This window comes from Nocardioides humi, from assembly GCF_006494775.1.
In the GTDB taxonomy this organism is placed as follows: Bacteria; Actinomycetota; Actinomycetes; order Propionibacteriales; family Nocardioidaceae; genus Nocardioides; species Nocardioides humi.
On record NZ_CP041146.1, the window covers coordinates 3,270,892 to 3,291,977 of the forward strand.

The 21,086-nt window shown below is 74.5% G+C and carries 22 protein-coding genes and 1 pseudogene; 14 read left to right on the forward strand and 9 right to left on the reverse strand.

What is annotated here, in order from left to right; translation table 11 throughout:
• Positions 1-97: 97 nt before the first annotated feature.
• A complete protein-coding gene (locus FIV44_RS16090) occupies positions 98-1,591 on the forward strand; it encodes a DEAD/DEAH box helicase (protein ID WP_141005312.1) in 1,494 nt (497 codons plus the stop codon).
• A 4-nt stretch (positions 1,592-1,595) separates the two neighbouring features.
• Here the strand turns inward: FIV44_RS16090 and FIV44_RS32275 are convergent, their stop codons facing one another.
• Both FIV44_RS32275 and FIV44_RS32280 read right to left on the reverse strand, forming a co-directional pair.
• Complete coding sequence (locus FIV44_RS32275) at positions 1,596-2,024, reverse strand: hypothetical protein (protein ID WP_246086464.1); 429 nt, start codon at positions 2,022-2,024, stop codon at positions 1,596-1,598.
• Between the two features lie 59 nt (positions 2,025-2,083).
• Positions 2,084-2,392 (reverse strand): annotated as a pseudogene (locus tag FIV44_RS32280) (MerR family transcriptional regulator); the annotation flags it as partial.
• Positions 2,393-2,415: 23 nt separating this feature from the next.
• Here FIV44_RS32280 and FIV44_RS16100 point away from each other — a divergent pair.
• From FIV44_RS16100 to FIV44_RS16125, 6 genes are all read left to right on the forward strand, one after another.
• Positions 2,416-3,627 carry an acetyl-CoA C-acetyltransferase gene (locus FIV44_RS16100; protein WP_141005313.1) on the forward strand — a complete coding sequence of 404 codons (1,212 nt, stop codon included), beginning with the start codon at positions 2,416-2,418 and terminating at the stop codon, positions 3,625-3,627.
• A gap of 45 nt (positions 3,628-3,672) precedes the next feature.
• Positions 3,673-5,862, forward strand: coding sequence for a 3-hydroxyacyl-CoA dehydrogenase NAD-binding domain-containing protein (locus FIV44_RS16105; protein ID WP_219996037.1), 2,190 nt, complete (start codon positions 3,673-3,675; stop codon positions 5,860-5,862).
• Between the two features lie 140 nt (positions 5,863-6,002).
• Entirely contained in the window at positions 6,003-7,190 is a 1,188-nt protein-coding gene (locus tag FIV44_RS16110) for an LCP family protein (protein ID WP_141005314.1), read from the forward strand.
• Between the two features lie 20 nt (positions 7,191-7,210).
• A complete protein-coding gene (locus FIV44_RS16115) occupies positions 7,211-7,999 on the forward strand; it encodes an SDR family NAD(P)-dependent oxidoreductase (RefSeq protein WP_141005315.1) in 789 nt (262 codons plus the stop codon).
• Positions 7,999-8,676, forward strand: a complete 678-nt coding sequence (locus tag FIV44_RS16120) for a histidine phosphatase family protein (RefSeq protein WP_141005316.1) — start codon at positions 7,999-8,001, stop codon at positions 8,674-8,676. Before FIV44_RS16115 ends, FIV44_RS16120 begins: the two co-directional genes overlap by 1 nt.
• 15 nt (positions 8,677-8,691) lie before the next feature.
• The gene (locus tag FIV44_RS16125; RefSeq protein ID WP_141005317.1) at positions 8,692-9,795 is read left to right on the forward strand and encodes a VanZ family protein; all 1,104 of its coding nucleotides are present in this window, start codon (positions 8,692-8,694) and stop codon (positions 9,793-9,795) included.
• Here FIV44_RS16125 and FIV44_RS16130 read toward each other — a convergent pair.
• Together FIV44_RS16130 and FIV44_RS16135 are read right to left on the reverse strand one after the other, a co-directional pair.
• Entirely contained in the window at positions 9,759-11,456 is a 1,698-nt protein-coding gene (locus FIV44_RS16130) for a lipase family protein (RefSeq protein WP_219996038.1), read from the reverse strand. The two genes, FIV44_RS16125 and FIV44_RS16130, sit on opposite strands and share 37 nt — an antisense overlap.
• A complete protein-coding gene (locus tag FIV44_RS16135; protein ID WP_141005319.1) occupies positions 11,456-12,238 on the reverse strand; it encodes an SDR family oxidoreductase in 783 nt (260 codons plus the stop codon). The genes FIV44_RS16130 and FIV44_RS16135 overlap by 1 nt, the downstream gene beginning before the upstream one ends.
• A gap of 53 nt (positions 12,239-12,291) precedes the next feature.
• Between FIV44_RS16135 and FIV44_RS16140 the strand changes: the two genes are divergently transcribed.
• The 7 genes from FIV44_RS16140 (at position 12,292) to FIV44_RS16170 (ending at position 17,714) form a co-directional block, all read left to right on the forward strand.
• Entirely contained in the window at positions 12,292-12,564 is a 273-nt protein-coding gene (locus tag FIV44_RS16140; RefSeq protein WP_219996039.1) for an AbrB/MazE/SpoVT family DNA-binding domain-containing protein, read from the forward strand.
• On the forward strand, positions 12,548-12,949 hold the full coding sequence (locus FIV44_RS16145) for a PIN domain-containing protein (RefSeq protein WP_141005320.1): 402 nt from the start codon (positions 12,548-12,550) through the stop codon (positions 12,947-12,949). The genes FIV44_RS16140 and FIV44_RS16145 overlap by 17 nt, the downstream gene beginning before the upstream one ends.
• A 23-nt stretch (positions 12,950-12,972) precedes the next feature.
• Positions 12,973-13,407, forward strand: coding sequence for a hypothetical protein (locus tag FIV44_RS16150; RefSeq protein WP_141005321.1), 435 nt, complete (start codon positions 12,973-12,975; stop codon positions 13,405-13,407).
• Positions 13,404-13,703, forward strand: a complete 300-nt coding sequence (locus FIV44_RS16155; protein ID WP_141005322.1) for a calcium-binding protein — start codon at positions 13,404-13,406, stop codon at positions 13,701-13,703. Before FIV44_RS16150 ends, FIV44_RS16155 begins: the two co-directional genes overlap by 4 nt.
• 80 nt (positions 13,704-13,783) lie before the next feature.
• Positions 13,784-14,377 carry a PadR family transcriptional regulator gene (locus tag FIV44_RS16160; protein WP_141005323.1) on the forward strand — a complete coding sequence of 198 codons (594 nt, stop codon included), beginning with the start codon at positions 13,784-13,786 and terminating at the stop codon, positions 14,375-14,377.
• Positions 14,374-15,093, forward strand: a complete 720-nt coding sequence (locus tag FIV44_RS16165; RefSeq protein ID WP_141005324.1) for an ABC transporter ATP-binding protein — start codon at positions 14,374-14,376, stop codon at positions 15,091-15,093. The genes FIV44_RS16160 and FIV44_RS16165 overlap by 4 nt, the downstream gene beginning before the upstream one ends.
• Positions 15,090-17,714 (forward strand): ABC transporter permease, encoded by a 2,625-nt coding sequence (locus FIV44_RS16170; RefSeq protein WP_141005325.1) that lies wholly within the window; start codon positions 15,090-15,092, stop codon positions 17,712-17,714. The genes FIV44_RS16165 and FIV44_RS16170 overlap by 4 nt, the downstream gene beginning before the upstream one ends.
• A gap of 86 nt (positions 17,715-17,800) precedes the next feature.
• Here FIV44_RS16170 and FIV44_RS16175 read toward each other — a convergent pair whose 3' ends face one another.
• The 5 genes from FIV44_RS16175 to FIV44_RS16195 are packed head-to-tail and all read right to left on the reverse strand — an operon-like array spanning position 17,801 to position 20,854.
• Positions 17,801-18,658, reverse strand: a complete 858-nt coding sequence (locus FIV44_RS16175) for a hypothetical protein (RefSeq protein ID WP_141005326.1) — start codon at positions 18,656-18,658, stop codon at positions 17,801-17,803.
• Positions 18,655-19,239: an RNA polymerase sigma factor gene (locus tag FIV44_RS16180; protein WP_141005327.1), complete on the reverse strand. Its 585-nt coding sequence runs from the start codon at positions 19,237-19,239 to the stop codon at positions 18,655-18,657. The genes FIV44_RS16175 and FIV44_RS16180 overlap by 4 nt, the downstream gene beginning before the upstream one ends.
• Before the next feature lie 49 nt (positions 19,240-19,288).
• Positions 19,289-20,083: a membrane protein insertase YidC gene (gene yidC / locus FIV44_RS16185; protein WP_141005328.1), complete on the reverse strand. Its 795-nt coding sequence runs from the start codon at positions 20,081-20,083 to the stop codon at positions 19,289-19,291.
• 42 nt (positions 20,084-20,125) lie between these two features.
• Complete coding sequence (locus FIV44_RS16190; RefSeq protein WP_141005329.1) at positions 20,126-20,440, reverse strand: hypothetical protein; 315 nt, start codon at positions 20,438-20,440, stop codon at positions 20,126-20,128.
• Positions 20,441-20,464: 24 nt separating this feature from the next.
• Positions 20,465-20,854: a hypothetical protein gene (locus FIV44_RS16195; RefSeq protein ID WP_141005330.1), complete on the reverse strand. Its 390-nt coding sequence runs from the start codon at positions 20,852-20,854 to the stop codon at positions 20,465-20,467.
• Positions 20,855-21,086 lie beyond the last annotated feature (232 nt).

A 21,086-nucleotide genomic window follows, 5' to 3' on the forward strand; every position in this document is an offset into this window, starting at 1 on the left:
CCGCCGTGCCCCTAGGGTGAGTACCGGTCCGGCCAGTCTTGCCCCGGGCCCTCGGGACCCGTGAACTGTTCGGCGAGACGTCGACGGAAGAGTTCCCGTGACCCGCACCTTCGCCGATCTCGGCGTGCCCACTGCCCTGCTCGATGTCCTGACGGCCGACCGGATCACCGTCCCGACGCCGATCCAGGCCGCCACCCTGCCCGACTCGCTGAAGGGCCGCGACGTGCTCGGCCGCGGTCGTACCGGCTCCGGCAAGACCTACGCCTTCGGCCTGCCCCTGGTGGCTCGCCTGGTCGCGCAGCCGTCCGCCGGCGGTACGCCGCGCCGCCCCGCCCCCAAGCGCCCCCGGGCCCTCGTCCTGGCGCCCACCCGCGAGCTCGCGACCCAGATCGCGGCGACCGCCGCCCCGCTGGCGAAGGCGGTCGGGCTGCGCACCACGACCGTCTTCGGCGGCGTCGGCCAGCAGCCGCAGGTGAACGCTCTTCGCAACGGTGTCGACATCCTCATCGCCTGCCCCGGCCGGCTCGAGGACCTGATCGGTCAGGGCCACTGCAGCCTCGCGGACGTCGAGGTCACCGTGCTCGACGAGGCCGACCACATGGCGGATCTCGGCTTCCTGCCCGCCGTACGACGGCTCCTGGACCAGACGCCCAAGGGCGGCCAGCGGATGCTGTTCTCGGCGACCCTCGACAACGCGATCGACGTCCTCGTGAAGCGCTACCTGCGCGACCCGGCCGTGCACCAGGCCGACTCGGCGCAGTCGCCGGTCACGAAGATGGACCACCACGTGCTCCACGTCGAGCGCGAGCAGCGGCTCCCGGTCCTGCTCGACCTGGTCAGCGCGCCCGGTCGCACGGTGGTGTTCACCCGCACCAAGCACGGCGCCAAGGCGCTGGCCCGCCAGCTCAACAAGAACGGCGTCCCCGCCGTCGACCTCCACGGCAACCTCAGCCAGGGCGCGCGCACGCGCAACATGGAGGCCTTCCACAGCGGTACGGCGACCACGCTGGTCGCGACCGACATCGCCGCCCGCGGCATCCACGTCGACGACGTCTCCCTCGTCGTCCACGCCGACCCGCCGGCCGAGCACAAGGCCTACCTGCACCGCTCCGGTCGTACGGCGCGCGCCGGCGCGGCCGGCACGGTCGTCACCCTGATGACCAGCGAGCAGCGTGGCGACGTCCGGGCGCTCACCCGGGCCGCCGGCATCACGCCGACCACGACCAAGGTCTCCGACCCCGGCCACCCGGTCCTGCAGGACCTCGCCCCGGGCGAGCGCAGCCGTCCTGGCGGCATCGACCTGGCCCCGGCCCAGTCGCAGGGCGGCAGCAGGGGCGGTGGCACCGGCGGCGGCAACGGCGGCGGTGGCCGTCGTCGGGGCGGCGGCGCCAAGAAGCCGGCCGCGAAGAAGTCCGGCGGCCAGGGCCACGGCGGCCAGGGCAAGGGCCAGCAGCGCTCCGGCCAGGGTGCGGGCAAGCCCGCCGGCCAGCGCTCGGGCGGCGGCAACCGCAACCGGTCCCGCTCGCGCGGCGCGGGCAGCGCCTCCGGCGGCGGGCACAGCGCCGCGGGCTTCAGCTCCGGGCGCCGCTGAGAGGCTAGCGGCGGCGCGGGTTGCGCGCGGCCCGCGCGACCGCGGACTCGTACGCCGTGACCAGGCCGCCGACGGAGAGCGGCTTGAGCCGCTCCATGATCTCGCGGAAGTGCTCCGAGGTGGCGGCGTCGTCGTACAGCGGCGCGAGCTGGTCGTTGATGACCTCGTAGAGCTCCTTGGCCATCTGCTCGCCGTGCTCCTGGTAGACCGCGGCGGCGGCGACCGCGACCTCGCGCGGGAACCCGAGCTCGAGCAGCCGGATGCCGATCGCGAGCTGGTTGCTCGCGACGAGGTACGACGCCCCGCGGATCCGTAGCACGCCGAGCGCCTGCAGCGTGGCGACGTCCTCGGCCGAGAGCGCGCGGCCGGCCTTCCGCTCGAGCTGCTCGCGGTCCATCTCGACGGGCAGGTCGGACTGCCAGGGGGCGAGCATGGTGCGGGCCAGGGCGATGTCCTCGGGGTGGCGTCCGCGGGGATGCCGGCGACGTACCGCTCGATCGCGGAGAGCGTGAACCCGTGGCTCTGCAGCTCCAGGACGAGCTCGATCCGGGCGATGTGGACGGCCGAGTAGTAGCCGGACCGGCCGCGGCGGATCGGCGGCGGCACCAGGCCGCGGGAGGTGTAGAACCGCACGGTCCGCACGGTCAGCCCGACCCGGGAGGTGAGCTCGTCGAGGGTGAGCAGGCCGTCCTGCGGATCCGCGCCGGATGCGTCGTGCGTCACACCGTCCACCGGACCCTCGCTCTTGACCATGACAGTAATAGTGTCACAATCGTCGGAGGGATACCGCTTCCCGTACATCCAGGCACGACACAAGGACGGTCATGGCAGAAGCATTCGTGTACGACCACCTCCGCACGCCGCGCGGCCGGGGCAAGGCCAACGGCTCCCTCCACGAGGTGAAGCCGGTCGATCTCGCCGTCGGGCTGCTCGACGCCGTGCAGGAGCGCAACCCGGGTCTCGACACCGAGCGGATCGACGACGTCGTCCTCGGCGTCGTCTCGCCGATCGGCGACCAGGGCGGCGACATCGCCAAGACCGCGGCCATCGCCGCCGGCCTGCCGGACACCGTCGCCGGCGTCCAGCTCAACCGCTTCTGCGCCTCCGGCCTCGAGGCCGTCAACCAGGCCGCCGGCCGCGTGCGCGGCGGGTTCGAGGACCTGATCGTCGCCGGTGGCGTCGAGTCGATGAGCCGGGTCCCGATGGGCTCCGACGGCGGCGCCTGGGCCTCCGACCCGTCGACCGCGTTCAAGGCGGGCTTCGTGCCGCAGGGCATCGGCGCCGACCTGATCGCCACCATCGAGGGCTGGAACCGCGAGGACGTCGACGCGTACGCCGCCGAGTCCCACCACCGCGCCGCCAAGGCGCAGGCCAACGGCTACTTCGACGGCGCGATCGTCCCGGTCAGGGACATCAGCGGCCTGACCATCCTCGACCGCGACGAGACCGTGCGCCCCGACACCTCCGTCGAGGGCCTCGCCGGCCTCAAGCCGTCCTTCGCCCAGCTCGGCGCCGACGCCGGCTTCGACGACGTGGCGCTGGAGAAGTACCACTGGCTGGAGAGGATCGACCACGTCCACCACGCCGGCAACTCCTCCGGCATCGTCGACGGCGCCGCGCTCACCCTGATCGGCAACGAGCAGGTCGGCCAGGACCTCGGCCTGACCCCGCGGGCCCGCATCATCGCCACCGCCGTCTCCGGCGCGGACCCGATCATCATGCTGACCGGTCCGGCCCCGGCCGCCCGCAAGGCGCTGGCCAAGGCCGGCCTCGAGGTCGGCGACATCGACCTGTTCGAGATCAACGAGGCGTTCGCCGCCGTCGCCATGCGGTTCATGCGCGACCTGGGCATCGGCCACGACATCACCAACGTCAACGGCGGCGCCATCGCGATGGGCCACCCCCTGGGTGCGACCGGCGCGATGATCCTCGGCACCCTGATCGACGAGCTCGAGCGGCGCGACCTGCGCCGCGGCCTCGCCACGCTCTGCGTCGGCGGCGGCATGGGCATCGCGACCATCGTCGAGCGCGTCTGAGCGCCGTACTCCCTCGAACCTCTCGAACTCCCTCAAGGAACGACATTGAGCACCGACACTGCAACCGCGGTCCGCTACGACCGTGACGCCGACGGCATCGTCACCCTCACCCTCGACGACCCCAACCAGAGCGCGAACACCATGAACGAGCTCTACCGCGAGTCCATGGCGGCCGCGGTCGAGCGCCTGTACGCCGAGCAGGACGACATCACCGGCGTCGTCATCACCTCCGCGAAGAAGACCTTCTTCGCCGGCGGCGACCTCAAGCTGATGGTCCAGACCACCAAGGAGAACGCCGGCGACGTGTTCGCCCAGTGCGAGAGCATCAAGCAGGCCCTGCGCCGGCTCGAGCTCTTCCCGAAGCCGGTCGTGGCCGCCATCAACGGCGCCGCGCTCGGCGGCGGCTACGAGATCACCCTCGCCACCCAGCACCGCATCCTGGTCGACGACCCGAGGATCAAGATCGGGCTGCCCGAGGCCACCCTCGGCCTGCTCCCCGGCGGCGGCGGCGTCACCCGCGCCGTCCGGAAGTGGGGCCTGCAGACCGCGCTGATGGACGTGCTGCTCCAGGGCACCCAGTTCAACCCGACCAAGGCGCTGGAGAAGGGCGTCGTCGACGAGCTGGTCGCCACCCAGGAGGAGCTGGTCCCGGCCGCGAAGGCGTGGATCAAGGCCAACCCCGAGGCCGCGCTGTCGCCGTGGGACGCTCCCGGCTACAAGATGCCCGGCGGTACGCCGAAGTCGCCCGCGCTGGCCGGCTTCCTCCCGGCCTTCCCGGCCCTGCTGCGCAAGCAGCTCAAGGGTGCCGACTACCCGGCGCCGCGCGCGATCCTGTCCGCCGCGGTCGAGGGCGCGCAGGTCGACTTCGACACCGCCTCGCGGATCGAGTCGCGCTACCTGGCCAACCTGGTCGTCAACCAGGGCTCGAAGAACATGATCCAGGCGTTCTTCTTCGACCTGCAGGCGATCAACTCCGGCTCGCTCCGCCCGCAGGGCATCGAGCCCTACAAGGCCACGAAGGCCGTCGTGCTGGGTGCGGGCATGATGGGCGCGGGCATCGCCTACGTGCTGGCCAAGGCCGGCGCCGAGGTCGTCCTCAAGGACATCTCGGTCGAGGCGGCCGAGAAGGGCAAGGCGTACTCCGAGGGCCTGCTCGACAAGGCGATCTCGCGGGGACGCTCGACCGACGAGAAGAAGGCCGAGCTGCTCGGCCGGATCACCGCGACCGACGACCCGGCCGCCGCGGCCGGCGCCGACCTCGTGGTCGAGGCGGTCTTCGAGGACCCGGCCCTCAAGGCCAAGGTCTTCGCCGAGATCCTGCCGCACCTCGCGCCCGACGCGCTGCTGTGCTCGAACACCTCGACGCTGCCGATCACCGAGCTCGCCGCGGGCCTGGAGAACGCCGAGGACCAGAAGCGGTTCATCGGCCTGCACTTCTTCTCGCCCGTCGACAAGATGCCCCTGGTCGAGATCATCGCCGGCAAGGAGACCTCCGACGAGGCGCTGGCCAAGGCGTACGACGTCGTCCTGCAGATCCGCAAGACGCCGATCGTGGTCAACGACAGCCGCGGCTTCTACACCTCGCGGGTCATCGGGTTCATGGTCAACGAGGGCATGGCGATGCTCGCGGAGGGCGTGGCGCCGTACTCCATCGAGCGGGCCACCACCTCGGCCGGCTACCCGGCGCCGGTGCTGCAGCTCTCCGACGAGCTCAACCTCGAGCTGATGGCCAAGATCGCGAAGGCCACCAAGGAGGCCAACCCGGACTACCCGGTCCACCCGGGCAGCCTGGTGGTCGAGAAGATGCTGGAGGCCGGCCGCGCGGGCCGCCTGCGCGGTGCCGGCTTCTACGACTACGAGGACGGCAAGCGCGGCTCCATCTGGGCCGGCCTCGCCGACCTGTTCCCCGTCGCCGAGGAGCAGCCGCCGATCCAGGACATCCGCGACCGGATGCTCGTCGCCGAGGCCCTCGAGACCGCGAAGACCTTCGAGGAGGGCGTCATCACCTCGGCGGCCGCCGCGAACATCGGCTCGATCATGGGCATCGGCTTCCCGCCCAACACCGGTGGCGCCGCCCAGTTCATGACCGGCTACGAGAACAAGGCCACCGGCGAGATCGGGCTCGACGCCTTCCTCGCCCGCGCCGACGAGCTGGCCGCGAAGTACGGCGACCGGTTCGAGGCCACCCCGTGGCTGCGCGAGCTGGCCGCCTCGGGCAAGGGCTTCCCCGCCTGACCCGACCCGGCGCAGGAATCACCGCTTCGGCGGTGATTCCTGCGCTTGTCGCCCGTTGCAACGGGCGACAAGCGCGAGAAGCGGGCAAGAAGTCCGGTCGGCTGCGCCGCCGGTAGCGGGCGGCCCGGTACCTTTCCGGCATGCGTGGACGACGGCGGGTTGCCCGGCCGGAGCGGACCGTGCTCCGGGTGGTCGTCGCCAGCCTGGTCGCGCTCGGGCTGCTGACCGGCCTGGGCGTGGTGCTGGTCTACGACCACTGGAACGGCAACCTGCGGCACCCGCCGATCGTGGTCAAGAACCGGCCGGAGAAGCAGACCGACGCCGTTGACATCCTCGTCATGGGGGACGACACCCGCTCGGGCGAGGGCAACGACATCGACGGCGAGGAGGGCGGCGGCGGGTCGGACACCACCATCCTGTTCCACCTCTCGGCGAACCGGGAGTTCGCCTACGGCATCTCGATCCCGCGCGACACCGCGGTGATGCGGCCGACCTGCTACCGCGCCGACGGCAGCGAGATCGCCGCCGCGACGACGTACCAGAAGTGGAACGCGGCGTACGCCGTGGGCGGGCCCGGCTGCACGCAGCAGCAGCTCGAGCAGCTCACCGGCATCCACGTCGACCACTACGTCGTGGTCGACTTCAAGCACTTCAAGGACATGGTGAACGCGCTCGACGGCGTCGAGGTGTGCCTGCCGCAGGCCATCGACGATCCGGAGCACGACATCCACCTGAAGGCCGGGACCCGCGAGGTCGACGGCGACGAGGCGCTCGCCTACTCGCGGGTGCGCTACGGCATCAGCGGCGGCATCGACCCGTACCGCACCCGCCGGCAGCAGGCGCTGATCGGCGCGATGATCGACAAGGCGCTCACCCGTGGGATGCTGGCCCGCCCGGACCGGCTGATCGGCTTCATGAACGCCGCGACGTCGTCGCTGCAGACCGACTTCGAGAACGTCGCGGCGATGGCGGACCTGGCGCTCAGCGCGCAGGGGATCGGCGCCGGCGACATCAGGTTCGTCACCACGCCGTGGACCCTCGACACCGACAAGGTGAGCGGCGGCGTCGAGTGGCTCCCGGAGGTCGAGGAGCTGTGGGAGCTGGTCCGCACCGACCAGCCGCTGACGCCGCGGTTCCTGCGGCAGTCGCTCCGCGCCGACGACGGCCCGAGCGGGCATGCGACGGGCACGCCCTCCGCCGACCCCTCCGCGTCCGCCGACCCCTCCGCCGACCCCTCCGCCGACCCCTCCGCCGACCCCTCCGCCACCGGTCCGGAGAGCGACAGCCTCTCCGACGACGACCGGGCGGCCGCGGGCCTGTGCAGCTGAGCGCTGGGTAGGGTCGGCGGGTGACCGATCAGCCTCCGCAGCCGCTCCGTGTCCTGATCACCGGCGCCGCCTCCGGGCTCGGCGCCGCCCTCGCCCGGGCGTGGGAGGCCCGGGGTGCCGACGTGCTCCGCACCGACCGCGCGGCCGGCGACGGCATCCGCCTCCTCGACATCACCAGCGACGACGACTGGGCCGCGGTTCGCGCGTACGTCGAGCAGGCCTGGGGCGGCCTCGACGTCCTGGTCAACAACGCCGGCATCGCCGGCGGCGGGCGGCTCGACGTGTCCGGGCTCGACGAGTGGCAGCGGCTGGTCGACGTCAACCTGCTCGGCGCGGTGCGCGGCACGGCGGCGTTCACGCCGGTGTTCAAGCGCCAGGGCGGCGGCCGGATCGTCAACGTCGCCTCGCTCGCGGGCCTGGTCCACCCGGCCGGGATGGCCGGCTACAACGCGACCAAGGCCGCGGTCGTCGCCCTCACCGAGACCACCGGCCACGAGCTGGCCGCCCACGGGGTGAGCGCCCACGTGGTGTGTCCGTCGTACTTCCGTACCAACCTGATGGCCGGCGTCGAGGGCCGGGACGCCGCGCTGCAGCAGGTGATGACGCGGCTGGTCGAGGACAGCCCGGTCAGCGCCGACGACATCGCCGCCGCGGTGCTCGACGCGATCGACGCGGGCACCGAGCTGATCGTCCCGGACGAGGCGGCACGGGCGGCGTACCGGCTCAAGCAGACCGACCGGGCGTCGTACGACGCGGTGATGCGCGCGCAGGCCCGCAAACTGGGTCAGGCGCCAGTGAGCCCGGCCTGATGGGCGTCCTGCTGCTGGTCCGCCACGGCCAGGCGTCCTTCGGCGCGGACGACTACGACGTGCTCTCCGCGAACGGCTGGGAGCAGGGCCGGGTGCTCGGCCGCTGGCTCGCCGAGCAGGGGCCCGCGCCGGCGTCGGTGGTGCACGGCGGGATGCGCCGGCACCGCGAGACCTGGGAGGCGATCGCCGACGGCGCCGGTCTCGGCGCCGGCCTGGCCGAGACCGACGCCGACTGGGCGGAGTTCGACCACACCGCCGTCCTGGCCCGGTACGCCGAGCTGACCGGCTCCGTCGTCGACCACGGAGCCGACCGCCGCGCCTTCCAGGAGCAGTTCGAGGTCTCCACCGCCCACTGGAGCGCTGCCGGCCCCGACGGCGGCTACCCCGAGCCGTACGACGACTTCGTCGGCCGCGCGCGGGCCGCCCTCGACGCCGCGGCGGCGCGCCCCGGACCCGCCCTGGTGGTCACGTCCGGGGGAGTGATCGCGGCGCTGGCCGCCCTGCTCGTCGTACCGGAAGCCTCGGCGGGTGCGGCCCTCGGCCCGGTGTGGGCGCGGTTCAACACCGTCATCGCCAACACCTCCGTCACCCGCGTGATCGCCGGCGCGACCGGTGCGCGACTGCTGACGTTCAACGAGCACCCGCACCTGCCGCGGACGCTGCTGACCTACCGGTGATCCGGAGCCGGAGCGATGTCCGACCAGATGCTGAACGCCGTCGTCGCGACGGTGCTGGGCAGCGTCGTCGCGGTGGTGCTGCTGCTCCCGGTCGCGGCGGTGGAGTACCGCCGCGACGGGCGGCTCGGCCCGCGCGACCTCGCGGTGCTGCTGTCCGGCGCGGTCTACGGGCTGGCGCTGTGGACGTACACGCTGCTCCCGATGCCCGCCTCGGATGACTACACGTGCGTGGGCAGGCAGACCGTCCCCTTCGACACGATCCGCGGGATCGACTGGGGCGACCTCGGGTCGCGGGCCGGGCTCTCGGCGCTGGTGCACGACCCGGCGTTCCTGCAGGCGGCGCTCAACGTGCTGCTGTTCGTGCCCCTCGGCTGGTTCGTGCGACGGATCGCGCGGCGCGGCGTCGTCGTCGCCACCGCGCTGGGCTTCGGGATCTCGCTGCTGATCGAGACCACCCAGGCCACCGGCGTGTGGCACCTCTACGACTGCGCCTACCGGCTCTTCGACGTCGACGACCTGATGATCAACACCCTCGGCGCCACCCTGGGCTCGCTGGTCGCGGCGATCTTCATCCGGCGCCGGCGCCCGGAGGTGGTCTGGCCGACGACGATCACCTACGGCCGCCGCCTGGTCGGGATGGTCTGCGACGGGCTGTTCGTCCTCCTGCTCGGCTCGGCGCTCGCCGTCGCCTACCGCGCCGTGCAGCTCTACGTCCTCGACGTCGCGTACGACGAGCTCCCCACCACGCCGCAGCGCCTGCTGCAGTGGGGCGTCCCGGCGCTGGTCGAGGTCTGCTCCGTGCTGCTGGCCGGCCGGACCGTGGGCGAGTGGGTGGTGTCGGTGCGAACGGTCGCGCGGCGCGGCGGCCGGGTCCCGGTGGTCGCCCGGCCGGTCAAGCTCGCCACCGGCGTCGGGCCGTTCCTCGTGCTGGTGGCGGTGCCCGGATCCTGGGCGGGCCCGGTGCTGCTCCTCTTCGTCGTGGTCACCGTGGCGGCGGCGATCCCCGGCCGCGAGCACCGCGGCCTCTCCCACGCCGCCGCGGGCCTGGACCTGGAGATCGTGCTCCCGCGAGCGGTCGCCCGTCAGCGCGGTGGGCAGGTGCCAGCCGGCGGCGGCTGAGCCGGGAGCCCACCGGACGGCCCGGCGAGCCGGTCCGCGGTCCACGCGAGCAGGTCGGCGATGGCCGGGGAGTCGGCCTCGACGAGCGAGACGTGCTCCCGGCCGGCGTACTCGCGGTAGTCGATCGCCTGTCCCGCCGCGCACCGCGCAGCCACCCACGCCTCCTGGGCGGCCGGGCGGATCAGGTCGTCGTCGAGCCCCTGCGCGACCAGCAGCGGCGCCGGGATGACGCCGGCGGGGATGTTCTCGGCCAGCCGCCGGGCGAGCGGGCCGCGAGTGGGATCGCCGTTCCAGATCGGCTTGTCGAGGGACAGCAGGGTCGCGACCGAGACGAGGGTGCTGGGCTCGGCCAGGCAGCGGGCCGCGATCTCCTCGACGATCGCCCGCGCGGCCGGCCGGACGTAGGAGCGCAGCCGCACGTCGTCGTACGCCCGGGCGTAGGCGGCGATCACGTACGACCCGAACAGCTCGCCGCCGGTCATCTCGCCGAGCCCGTCGACCAGCGCGGTCAGGTCGCTGGCCGGCGCCAGCGCGGCGACGCCGTCGAGCGGCACGTCCGGTGCGTACGACGGCGCGAGCGCGCCCGCCCACAGCGCGGCGTGCCCGCCCTGGCTGTGCCCCCACAGCACGGTGCGCTCGCCGAGCCCGGCGTCGGTCAGCTGCCGGGCGGCGCGCACGGCGTCGAGGACGGAGCGGCCCTCGCCCTGCCCGATGAGGTACGGGTGCGGGCCGTCGGTGCCGAGCCCGACGTAGTCGGTGGCGACCAGCGCCCAGCCGCGGTCCACGACGTCGTCGAGGGCGAAGAGGGCGCCGGACGTGAACGGCTCGCCGAGGCTGGGGGCGCAGCCGCGCGCGATGCCGGTGGTGCCGTGCGCCCACGCGACGACGGGGAGGTCCGCCGCCCGCTCCCGGGGGACGACGACCAGTCCGCTCGCCACCGCCGGCACCCCGTCGTCGCGGGTCGTCGTGTAGAGGATCCGCCACGCCCGCGCGTCGGAGGGGACCGACCGGGTGAACGGCTGGCTGCGGATCAGCACGCCCGGCGCGTCGGGGACAGAGGCCGGCGCGGTGTAGAACGCGTCGGGCCGCGGCGCCGCCCGGTCGAGGGCGAGGCCGACGACGAGCAGCACGAGCGCGAGGACCGCGACCAGGGCGCTGCCGAGGACGGTGCGGGCGTGCCGCCGCCGGCGGCCCGCCAGCAGGCGGGCGCCGAGCAGCAGCAGCCGGACCCCGAAGAGGACGCCGATCAGCACCACGCTCACGTCCGGCCAGGCCAGGGCCAGCAGGCCGAACGCGATCGCGGCGACGCCGCCGAGGAGCGCGTTCCAGCGGTCCGTGCCCCGCAGCCGCCGCGCGGTCCACACGTCCAGCGCGCCGTGGCCGAGCAGGGTCAGCCCGACGACCACGACGACGGCGGCGACGCCCGCCGCGGTCCACCCGACCAGGACCACGGCGGCCAGCAGCGCGAGTCCGGCCCGCGCCAGCGCGAGCCGCCGGGGCAGCCCGGCCTCGGGGAGGTCGAGCAGCTCCGCGACGGCCGTGACCAGCAGGCCGGCGAGCACGAGCAGGAGCAGCACGGCCAGCGACGCGAACGGCCGCACCGCCAGGCCGGCCCCGAGGGCGACCAGCGCGACGCCGGTCGTCGTCCGGAGGACAACCACTAGATCAGCCTCTTGAGGAGGCCGAGCGGAGCATGCCTCATCACCGGCGCCATCGCCGCCCACGGCAACGGCGGCACGCAGGCGTCGGCGACCTCCTTCTCGATCGCGGAAACCATCGCCCGCACGCCCTTCTCGGTCGACGACATCAGGGGCGTGGCCTGGTCGACCTGGTCGTTCATCTCCGAGCGGATGTAGCCGGGGTAGAGCACGCTCACCTTGATCCGCTTCTGCAGCCGGGTGCCGTGCAGCTCGGTGCGGATCCCCTCGGCCAGGTGCGCGACGCCGGCCTTCGTGGCGGCGTAGGTCGTCATCGACGACGGCATCCCGCGCAGCGCCGACATCGACGACACCATCACCAGGTGCCCGGCCTCCTGGGCGCGGAAGACCTCCATCGCGGCCTCCGTCTGCGCGAGCGCGCCGACGAAATTGGTCATCGCCGTCTCCAGGTTGGCGTCGAAGCGCCCGGTGCCGAGCCGGGCGCCCTTGCCGAGGCCGGCGTTGACCACGACCCGGTCGAGCCGCCCGAGCTCCTCGCGCAGCTCGCCGAAGACCCGGAACACCGCGGCGTGGTCGGTCACGTCGAGCGGCCGGAGCGCGACCCGCCGGCCGGGGTGCGCCGCCCGGATCTCGGCCTCGAGCTCCGCCAGGCGCTCGGTACGCCGGGCGGCCAGCCCCACGTCGTACCCGAGGGCTGCGAACTGCCGGGCCATCTCCGCCCCCAGGCCGCTGGACGCGCCGGTGATGAGGATCGTCCTGTTCTCAGGGCTCGATGCCGTCGTCATGGGGGCAGTGTTGCGTACCCGTCCGATGGCACAAGCGATGGTATTCTCCTACCATGACTGCTGCCATCCAGACCACCGTCGACGCGGCGGGGCGGATCGTGATCCCGAAGGCGATCCGCGAGGCGATGGGGCTGACCGGCGGGGCGAAGGTCGACCTGTTCTTCGCCGACGGCCGGATCGAGATCGAGGTCGCGCCGGCGGAGGTCGAGGTGGAGTTCCCCGAAGGGGGATTCCCGCGGATCGTCTACAAGGACGAGGACCTGCCCCCGCTCACCGACGAGATGATCCGCGAGACCCTGGAGGCGGTCCGTGACCGCCGCCTGTGACAGCAGCGTCCTGATCCCGGCGCTCAACCCCCGCCACCCCGACCACGCCACAGTGCGGGACCTCAGATCGCAGGTGACCGCCGTACCGGCCCATGTCCTCCTGGAGACCTACAGTGCGCTGACCCGGATGCCCCTGCCGTTCCGGATGCCTGGGGCCGCGGTGGCGCGCGCGCTCGACGGGCTCGGCCTCGACATCGTCGGTCTCCCGGAGTCCGGGCAGGCCGCACTGGTCTCCACCTGCGCCGCCGCGGGCGTGGACGGGGGCGCGGTCTACGACGGCCTGGTCGGGCTGACCGCGCTCCACCACGACCTGACCCTGCTCACCCGCGACCGGCGGGCCCGGGCGACCTACGACGCGCTGGGCGTGAGGTACACGCTCGTCTGACCCGCTGCTGGCATCCTGCCCTGGTGCGCCGGATCGCCCTGACCGTGACCGTCCTGCTCGCCGGCGGGCCGACCTTCCTCGGGACGATCGCGCCCGCCCCCGCGAAGCCGGCGGTGCCGACCTGCGCGGGCAAGCGCGCCACGATCGTGGACCCGTCGAAGGGCGACGACCGCATCGTCGGCACGAACGGGCGCGACGTCATCGTGGCCGGAAGGGGCAAGGGCAGGGACGTCGTCCTCGGTCTGGACGGCGACGACCTGATCTGCGGCAACGCCCGGACCAAGGTCTTCGGGGCAGGGGGGACGACGTCATCTACGGCGCCGGCCGCGCGGACGGCGGCCGCGGCGCCGACCGCTTCTACGGCGTGGGCGTCGCGCGAGGCGGCAAGGGGGCCGACTCCTACTGGGCGCCGCTGGCCGACGGCTCCTTCGACGGCGGGCCCGGTCACGACCGGGTGATCTTCTACTACGGGTACGTCGCCGGCATGACCTCCGGCGTCTACGTCAACCTCGCGACCGGCCAGGCCACCGCCGAGTCCGAGACCACCAGCCTGCGGATCCGCACCGGGCTCGCCCGGGTCGAGGAGGTCCGCGGCACCCCCGACGACGACCTGATCCTGGGCGACGCCTTCGACAACGTGCTGCGCGGCGGCGCCGGGCGGGACGTGCTCAACGGCAAGGGCGGGTACGACGTCGTGATCGGCGGGCGCGGCAAGGACTCCTGCACGGGGGAGGTTCGCAAGGGCTGCGAGTAGCGGGCACGAGTTGGACGGGCCGACGTATACCGGGTATACATCTCTATACCCGGTATGCACCCGTCCTCCGAGGAGTCCCGATGTCCGTCAAGCACGCCCTGCTGGCGCTGCTGGAGCAGCAGCCGATGTACGGCTACCAGCTGCGCGCCGAGTTCGAGCAGCGCACCGGGACGACCTGGCCGCTCAACGTCGGGCAGGTCTACACGACGCTGACCCGCCTGGAGCGCGACGGCCTCACCAGCGCCGACGGCGAGGACGGCGAGGGCCACGTGATCTACCGGATCACCGACGCCGGGCGCGACGAGGTCGCCACCTGGTTCACCACCCCGGTCGCCCGCACCCAGCCGCCGCGCGACGAGCTCGCCATCAAGCTCGCGCTGGCCGTGACCGTGCCCGGCGTCGACGTCGGCACCGTGATCCAGCAGCAGCGCAGCGCCACCATGGCCGCCCTCCAGGACTACACCCGGCTCAAGCGCCGGGCGGCCGGCTCCGCGGAGCCCGCCGACCTCGCCTGGAGCCTGGTCCTCGACTCGCTGGTGTTCGGGGCCGAGGCCGAGATCCGCTGGCTCGACCACTGCGAGGCCCGGCTCCGGCGGGCGGCGGTGGAGCGCTCGTCCGGTACGGCGGCCCCGGCGGCCGAGGCGGCCGCCGCGCAGCGGAAGCCGGTCCGATGAGCGCCGTCCTGCAGCTGACCGACGTCACCCGGGTCCACGGAGCGGGCGCGGGCGAGGTGCACGCGCTGCGCGGGATCTCGTTCGCCGCGCACGCCGGGGAGCTGGTGGCGGTCATGGGCCCGTCGGGCTCGGGGAAGTCGACCCTGCTCACCCTCGCGGGCGGGTTGGACCAGCCGACGTCCGGCGCGGTCCGGGTCGAGGGCACCGACCTGGCCGGGCTCGACCGGCAGGGGCGGGCGCGGATGCGGCGTACCTCGATCGGGTACGTCTTCCAGGGCTTCAACCTGATCCCCGCCCTCACCGCCGCCGAGAACGTCGCCCTCCCGCGCGAGCTCGACGGCGTCCCGGCCCGCGCCGCGCGGGAGGAGGCGCTGCGGGCGCTGGAGGAGGTCGGCATCGCCGAGCTCGCCGAGCGGTTCCCCGACGACATGTCGGGCGGCCAGCAGCAGCGGGTGGCGATCGCGCGCGCCGTGGTCGGTGAGCGGCGGCTGATCCTGGCCGACGAGCCGACCGGCGCGCTCGACACCGAGACCGGCGAGGGGATCCTCCAGCTGCTGCGGGCGCGCTGCGACGCCGGTGCCGCCGGGGTGCTGGTCACCCACGAGGCCCGGCACGCCGCCTGGGCGGATCGGGTCGTCTTCCTCCGCGACGGCGTCGTGGTCGACGAGACCGGCACCGACCGGGCCGAGGTGCTGACCGAGCCGGCCGCCCGATGAGCGCCTCCCGCGGCGCGCGGCTCGCCGGCTGGCGGATCGCGCTGCGGCTCGCCCGCCGGGAGGCGGTACGCCGCCGGGCGCAGACCGCCCTCATGCTGGTCCTCGTCTGCCTGCCCGTGCTCGCGGTCGCCGCGGCCGCGGTGGTGTGGCGCACCGCGAACGTGTCCGGCGCCGAGGGCGTCGACCGGCGGATGGGGACGGCGGCCGCGCTGGTCACCGGCAGCGGCACCACCGAGGTCCGGCAGGTCTTCGACCCCGAGCAGGCCACGTCCTGGGTCGGCGAGGAGGAGCACCGCGCGACGGAGGAGGAGGTCCGGGAGGTGCTCGGGTCCGGCCGGCCGCTCCTCCCCGTCGCCCAGGAGTACCTCTCCTACGCCACCGACCGCGGCGTCGGCGACGTCGTCGTCACCCAGGCCGATCTCGCCGACCCGCTGACCGACGGGCTGTTCCGGCTCGAGGAGGGCCGCTATCCGCGGACGACGGACGAGGTCGTCGTGAACCCGGCGCTGGTCGAGCGCGGCCCGGGCCTGGGGGAGACCCTCGCCGTGCTGCGTCGTACCGACGACGGGGAGACCCGGACCGAGCTGACGGTCGTGGGGATCGTCGAGAGCGCGACGACCCGCGACAGCCCGGTGGCCGCGGTGCTGCCCGGCGCGGTCGGGACGCCCGACACCCAGCCGCGGTGGCTGGTCGGCGGCGGTCCGGTCACCTGGGACGACGTCCGCGCGCTCAACGCCGTCGGCCTGCTCGCCGCCTCCCGGCAGGTGCTGTCCGACCCGCCGCCGGCCGCGGAGCTGCCGCCCGAGCTGGTCGGCGACGAGCCGGTCGACGAGACCACGCTCACCGCGCTGGTGCTGGTCGTGACCATGGTGCTGCTCGAGGTGGTGCTGCTCGCCGGGCCGGCCTTCGCGGTCCGTGCCCGCGCGCAGGCGCGCACGCTCGCGCTGGTCGCGGCCGCCGGGGGTACGCCGGCCCAGGCGCGTCGTACCGTCCTCGCCTCGGGAGTCGTGGTCGGTGTCCTCGGCGGCGTCGCCGGGACGGTGCTCGGCATCGGGCTCGGTGCGCTGCTCGTGCCGGTGGCGCAGCGCTGGCAGGGCACCTGGTTCGGGCCGTTCGAGGTGCCGTGGCCGCTGCTGCTGGTGGTGGCCGCCTTCGGTCTCGCGGCCGCGGTCCTCGCCGCCGTGGTGCCGGCCCGGTCGGCGTCCCGGCAGGATGTCGTCGCCGTCCTCGCCGGCCGCCGCGGGGAGGGGCGGGCGTCGCGGCGCTCGCCCGTGCTCGGCCTCGTGCTCATCGCGGCGGGCGTCGGGTCCGGCCTGGCCGGCTCACGGGCGAGCGGCGCCTCGCCCGCGCTCGTCGGGGCGTCGGCCCTCCTCGCCGTCGTCGGCATGATCCTGCTCGTCCCGAGCGCCGTGGTGCTGGTGGGCCGCCTGGCCCGGCGGTTCCCGCTGGCGCTGCGCTTCGCCGCCCGCGACGCCGCCCGGCACCGCACCCGCACGGTGCCCGCGGTCGCCGCCGTCGGCGCCACGGTCGCGGGCGTCATCACGCTCGGCATCGCACTGAGCAGCCAGCAGGCCGCCGACGAGCGGGACTACGACCCCCGGCTCGCCCACGGGTACGCCGCCGTCCCCGTCGAGCCCACCGCCGACACCGCCGCCGTCCGCCGGGTCCTCGGCAAGCGGCTGCCCGGCGCCGAGGTCGCGGAGGTCGCCGGCGTCAGATCCGACACCCCGCAGGGGTGGACCGACCTGTCCTTCGCGTCCGGCGGGGAGGAGCTGGTGCTGCCGACCTCCGGCGCCCTCGGCACCGGCCACCTGGTCGGCACCGCCGTCCCCGACGCCGTCGGGCTCACCGCCGCCGACCGGGCGCGGGCCGACCGTGCCCTGGCCGCGGGCCGCGTCGTGCTGGTGCGGGGATCCGCTGCCTTCGGCCCCGAGCCGGCCGACCAGATGCACGTGACGGTGCGGGTCTCCGACGACACCGGCGAGGTGCGCGACGAGCGCGGCCTCGACGTCGGCGTGGAGACCGTGCGGCCCGCGGGCGGCCTCGGCCCGGTGGCCGCGGTGCTCCCGCCGCCGGTCGCCGATCAGCTCGGCCTGACCGTGGGTACGACGGCGGTCGTGGTCGCCCCGCCCGTCACCGAGGCGGCGGAGCAGGACCTCGACGAGGCCCTGGCGACCGTCCCCGGTGCCGGCGCCCCGGTCGTCGAGCGCGGCTACGAGCCCGAGGCCGCCGTGCTCATCCTGCAGTGGGTGCTCGCCGTCCTCGGCGGCGTCCTCATGCTCGGCGGCACCCTGACCGCGACCTTCCTCGCGCTCTCCGACGCCCGCCCCGACCTCGCCACCATGGCCGCCGTCGGCGCCCGGCCGCGCACCCCTCGGCGGGTCGCGGCGTCGTACGCCCTCGTGGTCGGGCTGGTCGGCGCGCTGCTCGGCGCCCCGGTCGGGTTCGTGCCCGGCATCGCGGTGAGCCGGCCGCTCTCCCGGGGCGACGACGGCGCGACCCTGCTCGCGGTCCCCTGGCCGCTGCTCGCCCTCGTGGTCGTCGGCCTGCCCCTGCTCACCGCCGCCGCGGTCGGGCTGTGCGCGCGGAGCCGGCTGCCGCTGGTGGCGCGGATCGACTAGATGATTGATTCCAAGGGATCGTGCCAGCGAGCGGCGCTCAGCGCGTGCGAGACCTTGGAATCAATCATCTAGGCACGCGACCTGGCTCACTGGAGCGTGAGGGTGCGGCTCCCCGTCGTACCGTCGCGATAGGCGACCTCGACCGTGACCCCCGCGGAGGCGTGCTCCAGCTCGTCGCCGGGGAACCACAGGGCGAAGTGGCCGTGGGCGACGGTGGCCTCGACCCGGCCGAAGGTCCGGGAGTCGTAGCTCACCCCCGCGACCTCGGCGCCCGCCGCGCCGGCGGCGAGGGAGAGGAGGTCGCCGTCGACGCCTCCGGTGCCCAGGTCGGTGGCCACGAGCTCCCGAGGTCCGGGTGCCTGGTCGCCCGTCCGCCCGAAGGAGCCGATCCCGGCGCGGGCGAACGGGTTCCAGCTCTCGCGCCGCAGGCAGAGCGCCGAGAAGCCCTCCTCGCCGGACAGCAGGACCAGGGTCCAGTCGCCGCGTCGCTCGGCGACCGACAGTGTCGAGGCGGCCAGGTCGGTCAGGGTCGCGTCACCGGGGGGACCGCCCATGTCCCGGCAGTCGGCGACGGCGTCGTCGGCCTCGTCCGCGGTGAGCGGAGCGGGGGTCGCCGTCCAGCTGGCGAAGGCGGCGTCGCCGGTCGCGAGCAGGGCGGGCGCGAGGAGGGCGCCGCCGGCGAGGAGGCCGACCGCGGCGGCGCAGGCGACCAGTCGGGTACGCCGAGGGCGGTGCCGGCGGACCGGGAGGGAGGGGTCGGCGGTGGGCTCGGGGCCGGTGGCCAGGATCCGGTCGAGGTCGGCGCGGGCGCGCTCGCCGAGGGCCGGCGGTGCTGCCGGTGTCGTTGGTGTCGTCGGTGCCGGAGCGGCGGGATCGAGCCGACGCAGGGCGGTGTCCAGGGCGGTGTCGAAGGTGGTGTCGAAGGTGGTGTCGAGGTCGTTCACGAGGTGCTCCGCTCGGAGAGGCCGGCCGGGGCGCGCCCGGCGGCGGGGAGGTGGTCGAGGTGCGCGCGCAGGGCGCGGCGCGCGCGGGTGAGCCGCAGCCGGAAGGCGACGGGCGAGATGCCCAGGACCCGGGCCGCCTCCGGTGCCGAGAGCCCGTCCCACAGCCGGAGCGCGAGGGTCTCCTGGTGGACCGCCGAGAGGCGCCGCCAGGCTGCGGCCAGGTCGACCCGTTGCGCCACGGCGTCGAGGTCCGCCTCCGGCCCGGTGCCTGCCGGGGGAACGGTCGTCTCGGCCAGCCGGACCGTCAGCGCCTGGCGCCGCCGGCCGGAGCGCCGGTCGTTGAGGATCGTGTTGCGGGCGATGCCGAACAGCCAGGCCCGGGCGTCGCCCGGCGCGGTGGGCAGCTCGTCGAGCCGTCGCCACGCGACGAGGAAGACGTCGGCGACGACGTCCTCGGCATGGCTGGGATGGACCCGGCGCTGGGCGAAGCGGAGCAGGTCGGCGTACGTCGCGGCGTAGAACGTCCGGAACCGGTCCGCCCGGGCGGCCGGGACGGGTGGCGGGGCGTGCGGTGGGCTCATGTCATCCACCTGTCCGCTCACCCCGCCAGTGTGTCGGGTCCGCGTCCGGTCACTCTCGTTCGAGGCGCAGCGCCGCCGGCGATCCGGGGGTGGGGAACCAGCGGTGGATGACCGCGGCCTGGCCGCAGGTCCACAGCGAGCTGCAGACCCAGTAGGCGAGCAGCGCGACCGGTACGACGCCCCCGGCCACCAGCATCCCGCCGGCCGACAGCAGCGGCACCAGCTGCTGGACGCCGAGCATCGTCTCGGGCAGGTCGGCGGTGACGGTGTTGGGCAGCACCAGGTGGCGCTGCGTCACGTAGCTGATCACGGCCGCGGTCCCGGCCAGGCCCGCGACGACGGCGAGGTGGGCGCCGCCGCCGCCGTACCCGTGCGCCGCGAGCGGCACCCCCAGCACCGTCGCGGCGCCGAAGGACGCGACCAGCGTCGGGGTGAGCGCACCGACCGTCGTCCCGGCCGAGACGTGCGCGAGCAGGTGGTAGAGCGCCATCCAGACCGGGACCTGCGCCAGCGTCGGCAGGCAGCCGAGTCGCGACACCCCGTGCTCCGCCCCCAGCTGCCGGCGCTCCTCGAGGAACGCCCGCATGCTGTCGGGGTCCCGCCGGCCGGCGTACTTCTCGGACAGGCGCTTCAGGTGTGGCCGGGCGCGGGCGGCGGCGTGCGCCTGGCGGACGCCGCGCACCACCAGGGGCAGCAGGGCGAGGCGGACGAGCACGACCACGGCGGCGATGCTCAGCAGCCAGGTGCCGCCGGCGTCGGGGTCGGCGCCGAGGGCGGTCACGGCGGCGTGGGTCGTGGCGACGACGGCGGCGAGGGCATGGGACAGCGGATCGAGGACGGACATGCGGGAACTCCTGGGATGAGAGGGACGGGGCCGGGTCGCGCGTCAGCGCGAGCGGAGGGCCGTCCCAGGAGCGCGCGGCCGGGCCGGGTGCCGGACCGGGTCGGCGACCCGCGCCGCCAGCGTCGGCACCGGCTGCCGGGTGCCCGGCCAGGCCGCGGGGCGCAGCACGAGGACGCCGCCGGCCGTCGTACGCACGAGGGCGGCGACCGCCATGGCGAGCATCGCGACCCCGGCCGCGAGCGGCGCGTCGGCGTTGAGCGCCAGGAGCGAGGAGGAGAGCGTCGTGACGAGGGCGACGACCAGGCCGGTCACCAGCACGGACGCCCGTGCGGTCCGGCGGTCGCGGTCCTCGCTCATGACGCCGATGGTACGTCCGTCGGCTCAGCCCATCTTGCGCACGGCGAGCCGGCCGAGCCGCGCCATCTGCGCCGCCTTGACCCGCTTCGGCTGGTGCACGGTCAGGATGAGGAGGCGCTTGCCCTTGCGGACCACGAGCGTGAAGTGCCGGCGGACCGGCAGGTTCTTCTCCGGCGCGAAGGTCTCGGTGGTCCGGTAGCCGATCCGCTGTTTGCCGAGCTTCGGCACTCGCGCGCGCTGGACCGTGGTGTCGACGCCGGCCCAGTGCTCGCCGCAGTCGCGCACATAGGCCCGGTAGGTCGCGAAGAGCTGCTTGGCCTGCGCCTTGGTCCTGAGCTGGAACACCGAGGCGCGGAACGAGCGGCCGCGCGCGAGGTCGTCGCCCGCGAGCTCCTGGCCGGAGGACGCGTCCACCTGGTCCCAGGTGGAGCAGATCCCCCGTAGTGGTTGACGGTGCGCCACGGGAACGTGCCGATGTCGACGCGCTGGAAGGCCGGGAACACCCGCACCACCTCGGCCTTGGTCGGCAGGTCCCGGGCCCGGACCTTGGCCGCATGGGCGGGCGGCGTCGACGAGACGAGCAGGCCGGTCAGGACCAGGGCGACCACGGCGGCGAGACGGGTGCGGTGCATGACGGTTCCTCCGA

Excerpts from the sequence above, each read along its gene's own strand:
- FIV44_RS32275 (WP_246086464.1), bottom strand. The coding sequence starts at position 2,024 with ATGCTCGCCCCCTGGCAGTCCGACCTGCCCGTCGAGATGGACCGCGAG.
- FIV44_RS16100 (WP_141005313.1), top strand. The coding sequence starts at position 2,416 with ATGGCAGAAGCATTCGTGTACGACCACCTCCGCACGCCGCGCGGCCGG.
- FIV44_RS16110 (WP_141005314.1), top strand. The coding sequence starts at position 6,003 with ATGCGTGGACGACGGCGGGTTGCCCGGCCGGAGCGGACCGTGCTCCGG.
- FIV44_RS16120 (WP_141005316.1), top strand. The coding sequence starts at position 7,999 with ATGGGCGTCCTGCTGCTGGTCCGCCACGGCCAGGCGTCCTTCGGCGCG.
- FIV44_RS16125 (WP_141005317.1), top strand. The coding sequence starts at position 8,692 with ATGTCCGACCAGATGCTGAACGCCGTCGTCGCGACGGTGCTGGGCAGC.
- FIV44_RS16135 (WP_141005319.1), bottom strand. The coding sequence starts at position 12,238 with ATGACGACGGCATCGAGCCCTGAGAACAGGACGATCCTCATCACCGGC.
- FIV44_RS16140 (WP_219996039.1), top strand. The coding sequence starts at position 12,292 with ATGACTGCTGCCATCCAGACCACCGTCGACGCGGCGGGGCGGATCGTG.
- FIV44_RS16160 (WP_141005323.1), top strand. The coding sequence starts at position 13,784 with ATGTCCGTCAAGCACGCCCTGCTGGCGCTGCTGGAGCAGCAGCCGATG.
- FIV44_RS16165 (WP_141005324.1), top strand. The coding sequence starts at position 14,374 with ATGAGCGCCGTCCTGCAGCTGACCGACGTCACCCGGGTCCACGGAGCG.
- FIV44_RS16170 (WP_141005325.1), top strand. The coding sequence starts at position 15,090 with ATGAGCGCCTCCCGCGGCGCGCGGCTCGCCGGCTGGCGGATCGCGCTG.
- FIV44_RS16180 (WP_141005327.1), bottom strand. The coding sequence starts at position 19,239 with ATGAGCCCACCGCACGCCCCGCCACCCGTCCCGGCCGCCCGGGCGGAC.
- yidC (WP_141005328.1), bottom strand. The coding sequence starts at position 20,083 with ATGTCCGTCCTCGATCCGCTGTCCCATGCCCTCGCCGCCGTCGTCGCC.
- FIV44_RS16190 (WP_141005329.1), bottom strand. The coding sequence starts at position 20,440 with ATGAGCGAGGACCGCGACCGCCGGACCGCACGGGCGTCCGTGCTGGTG.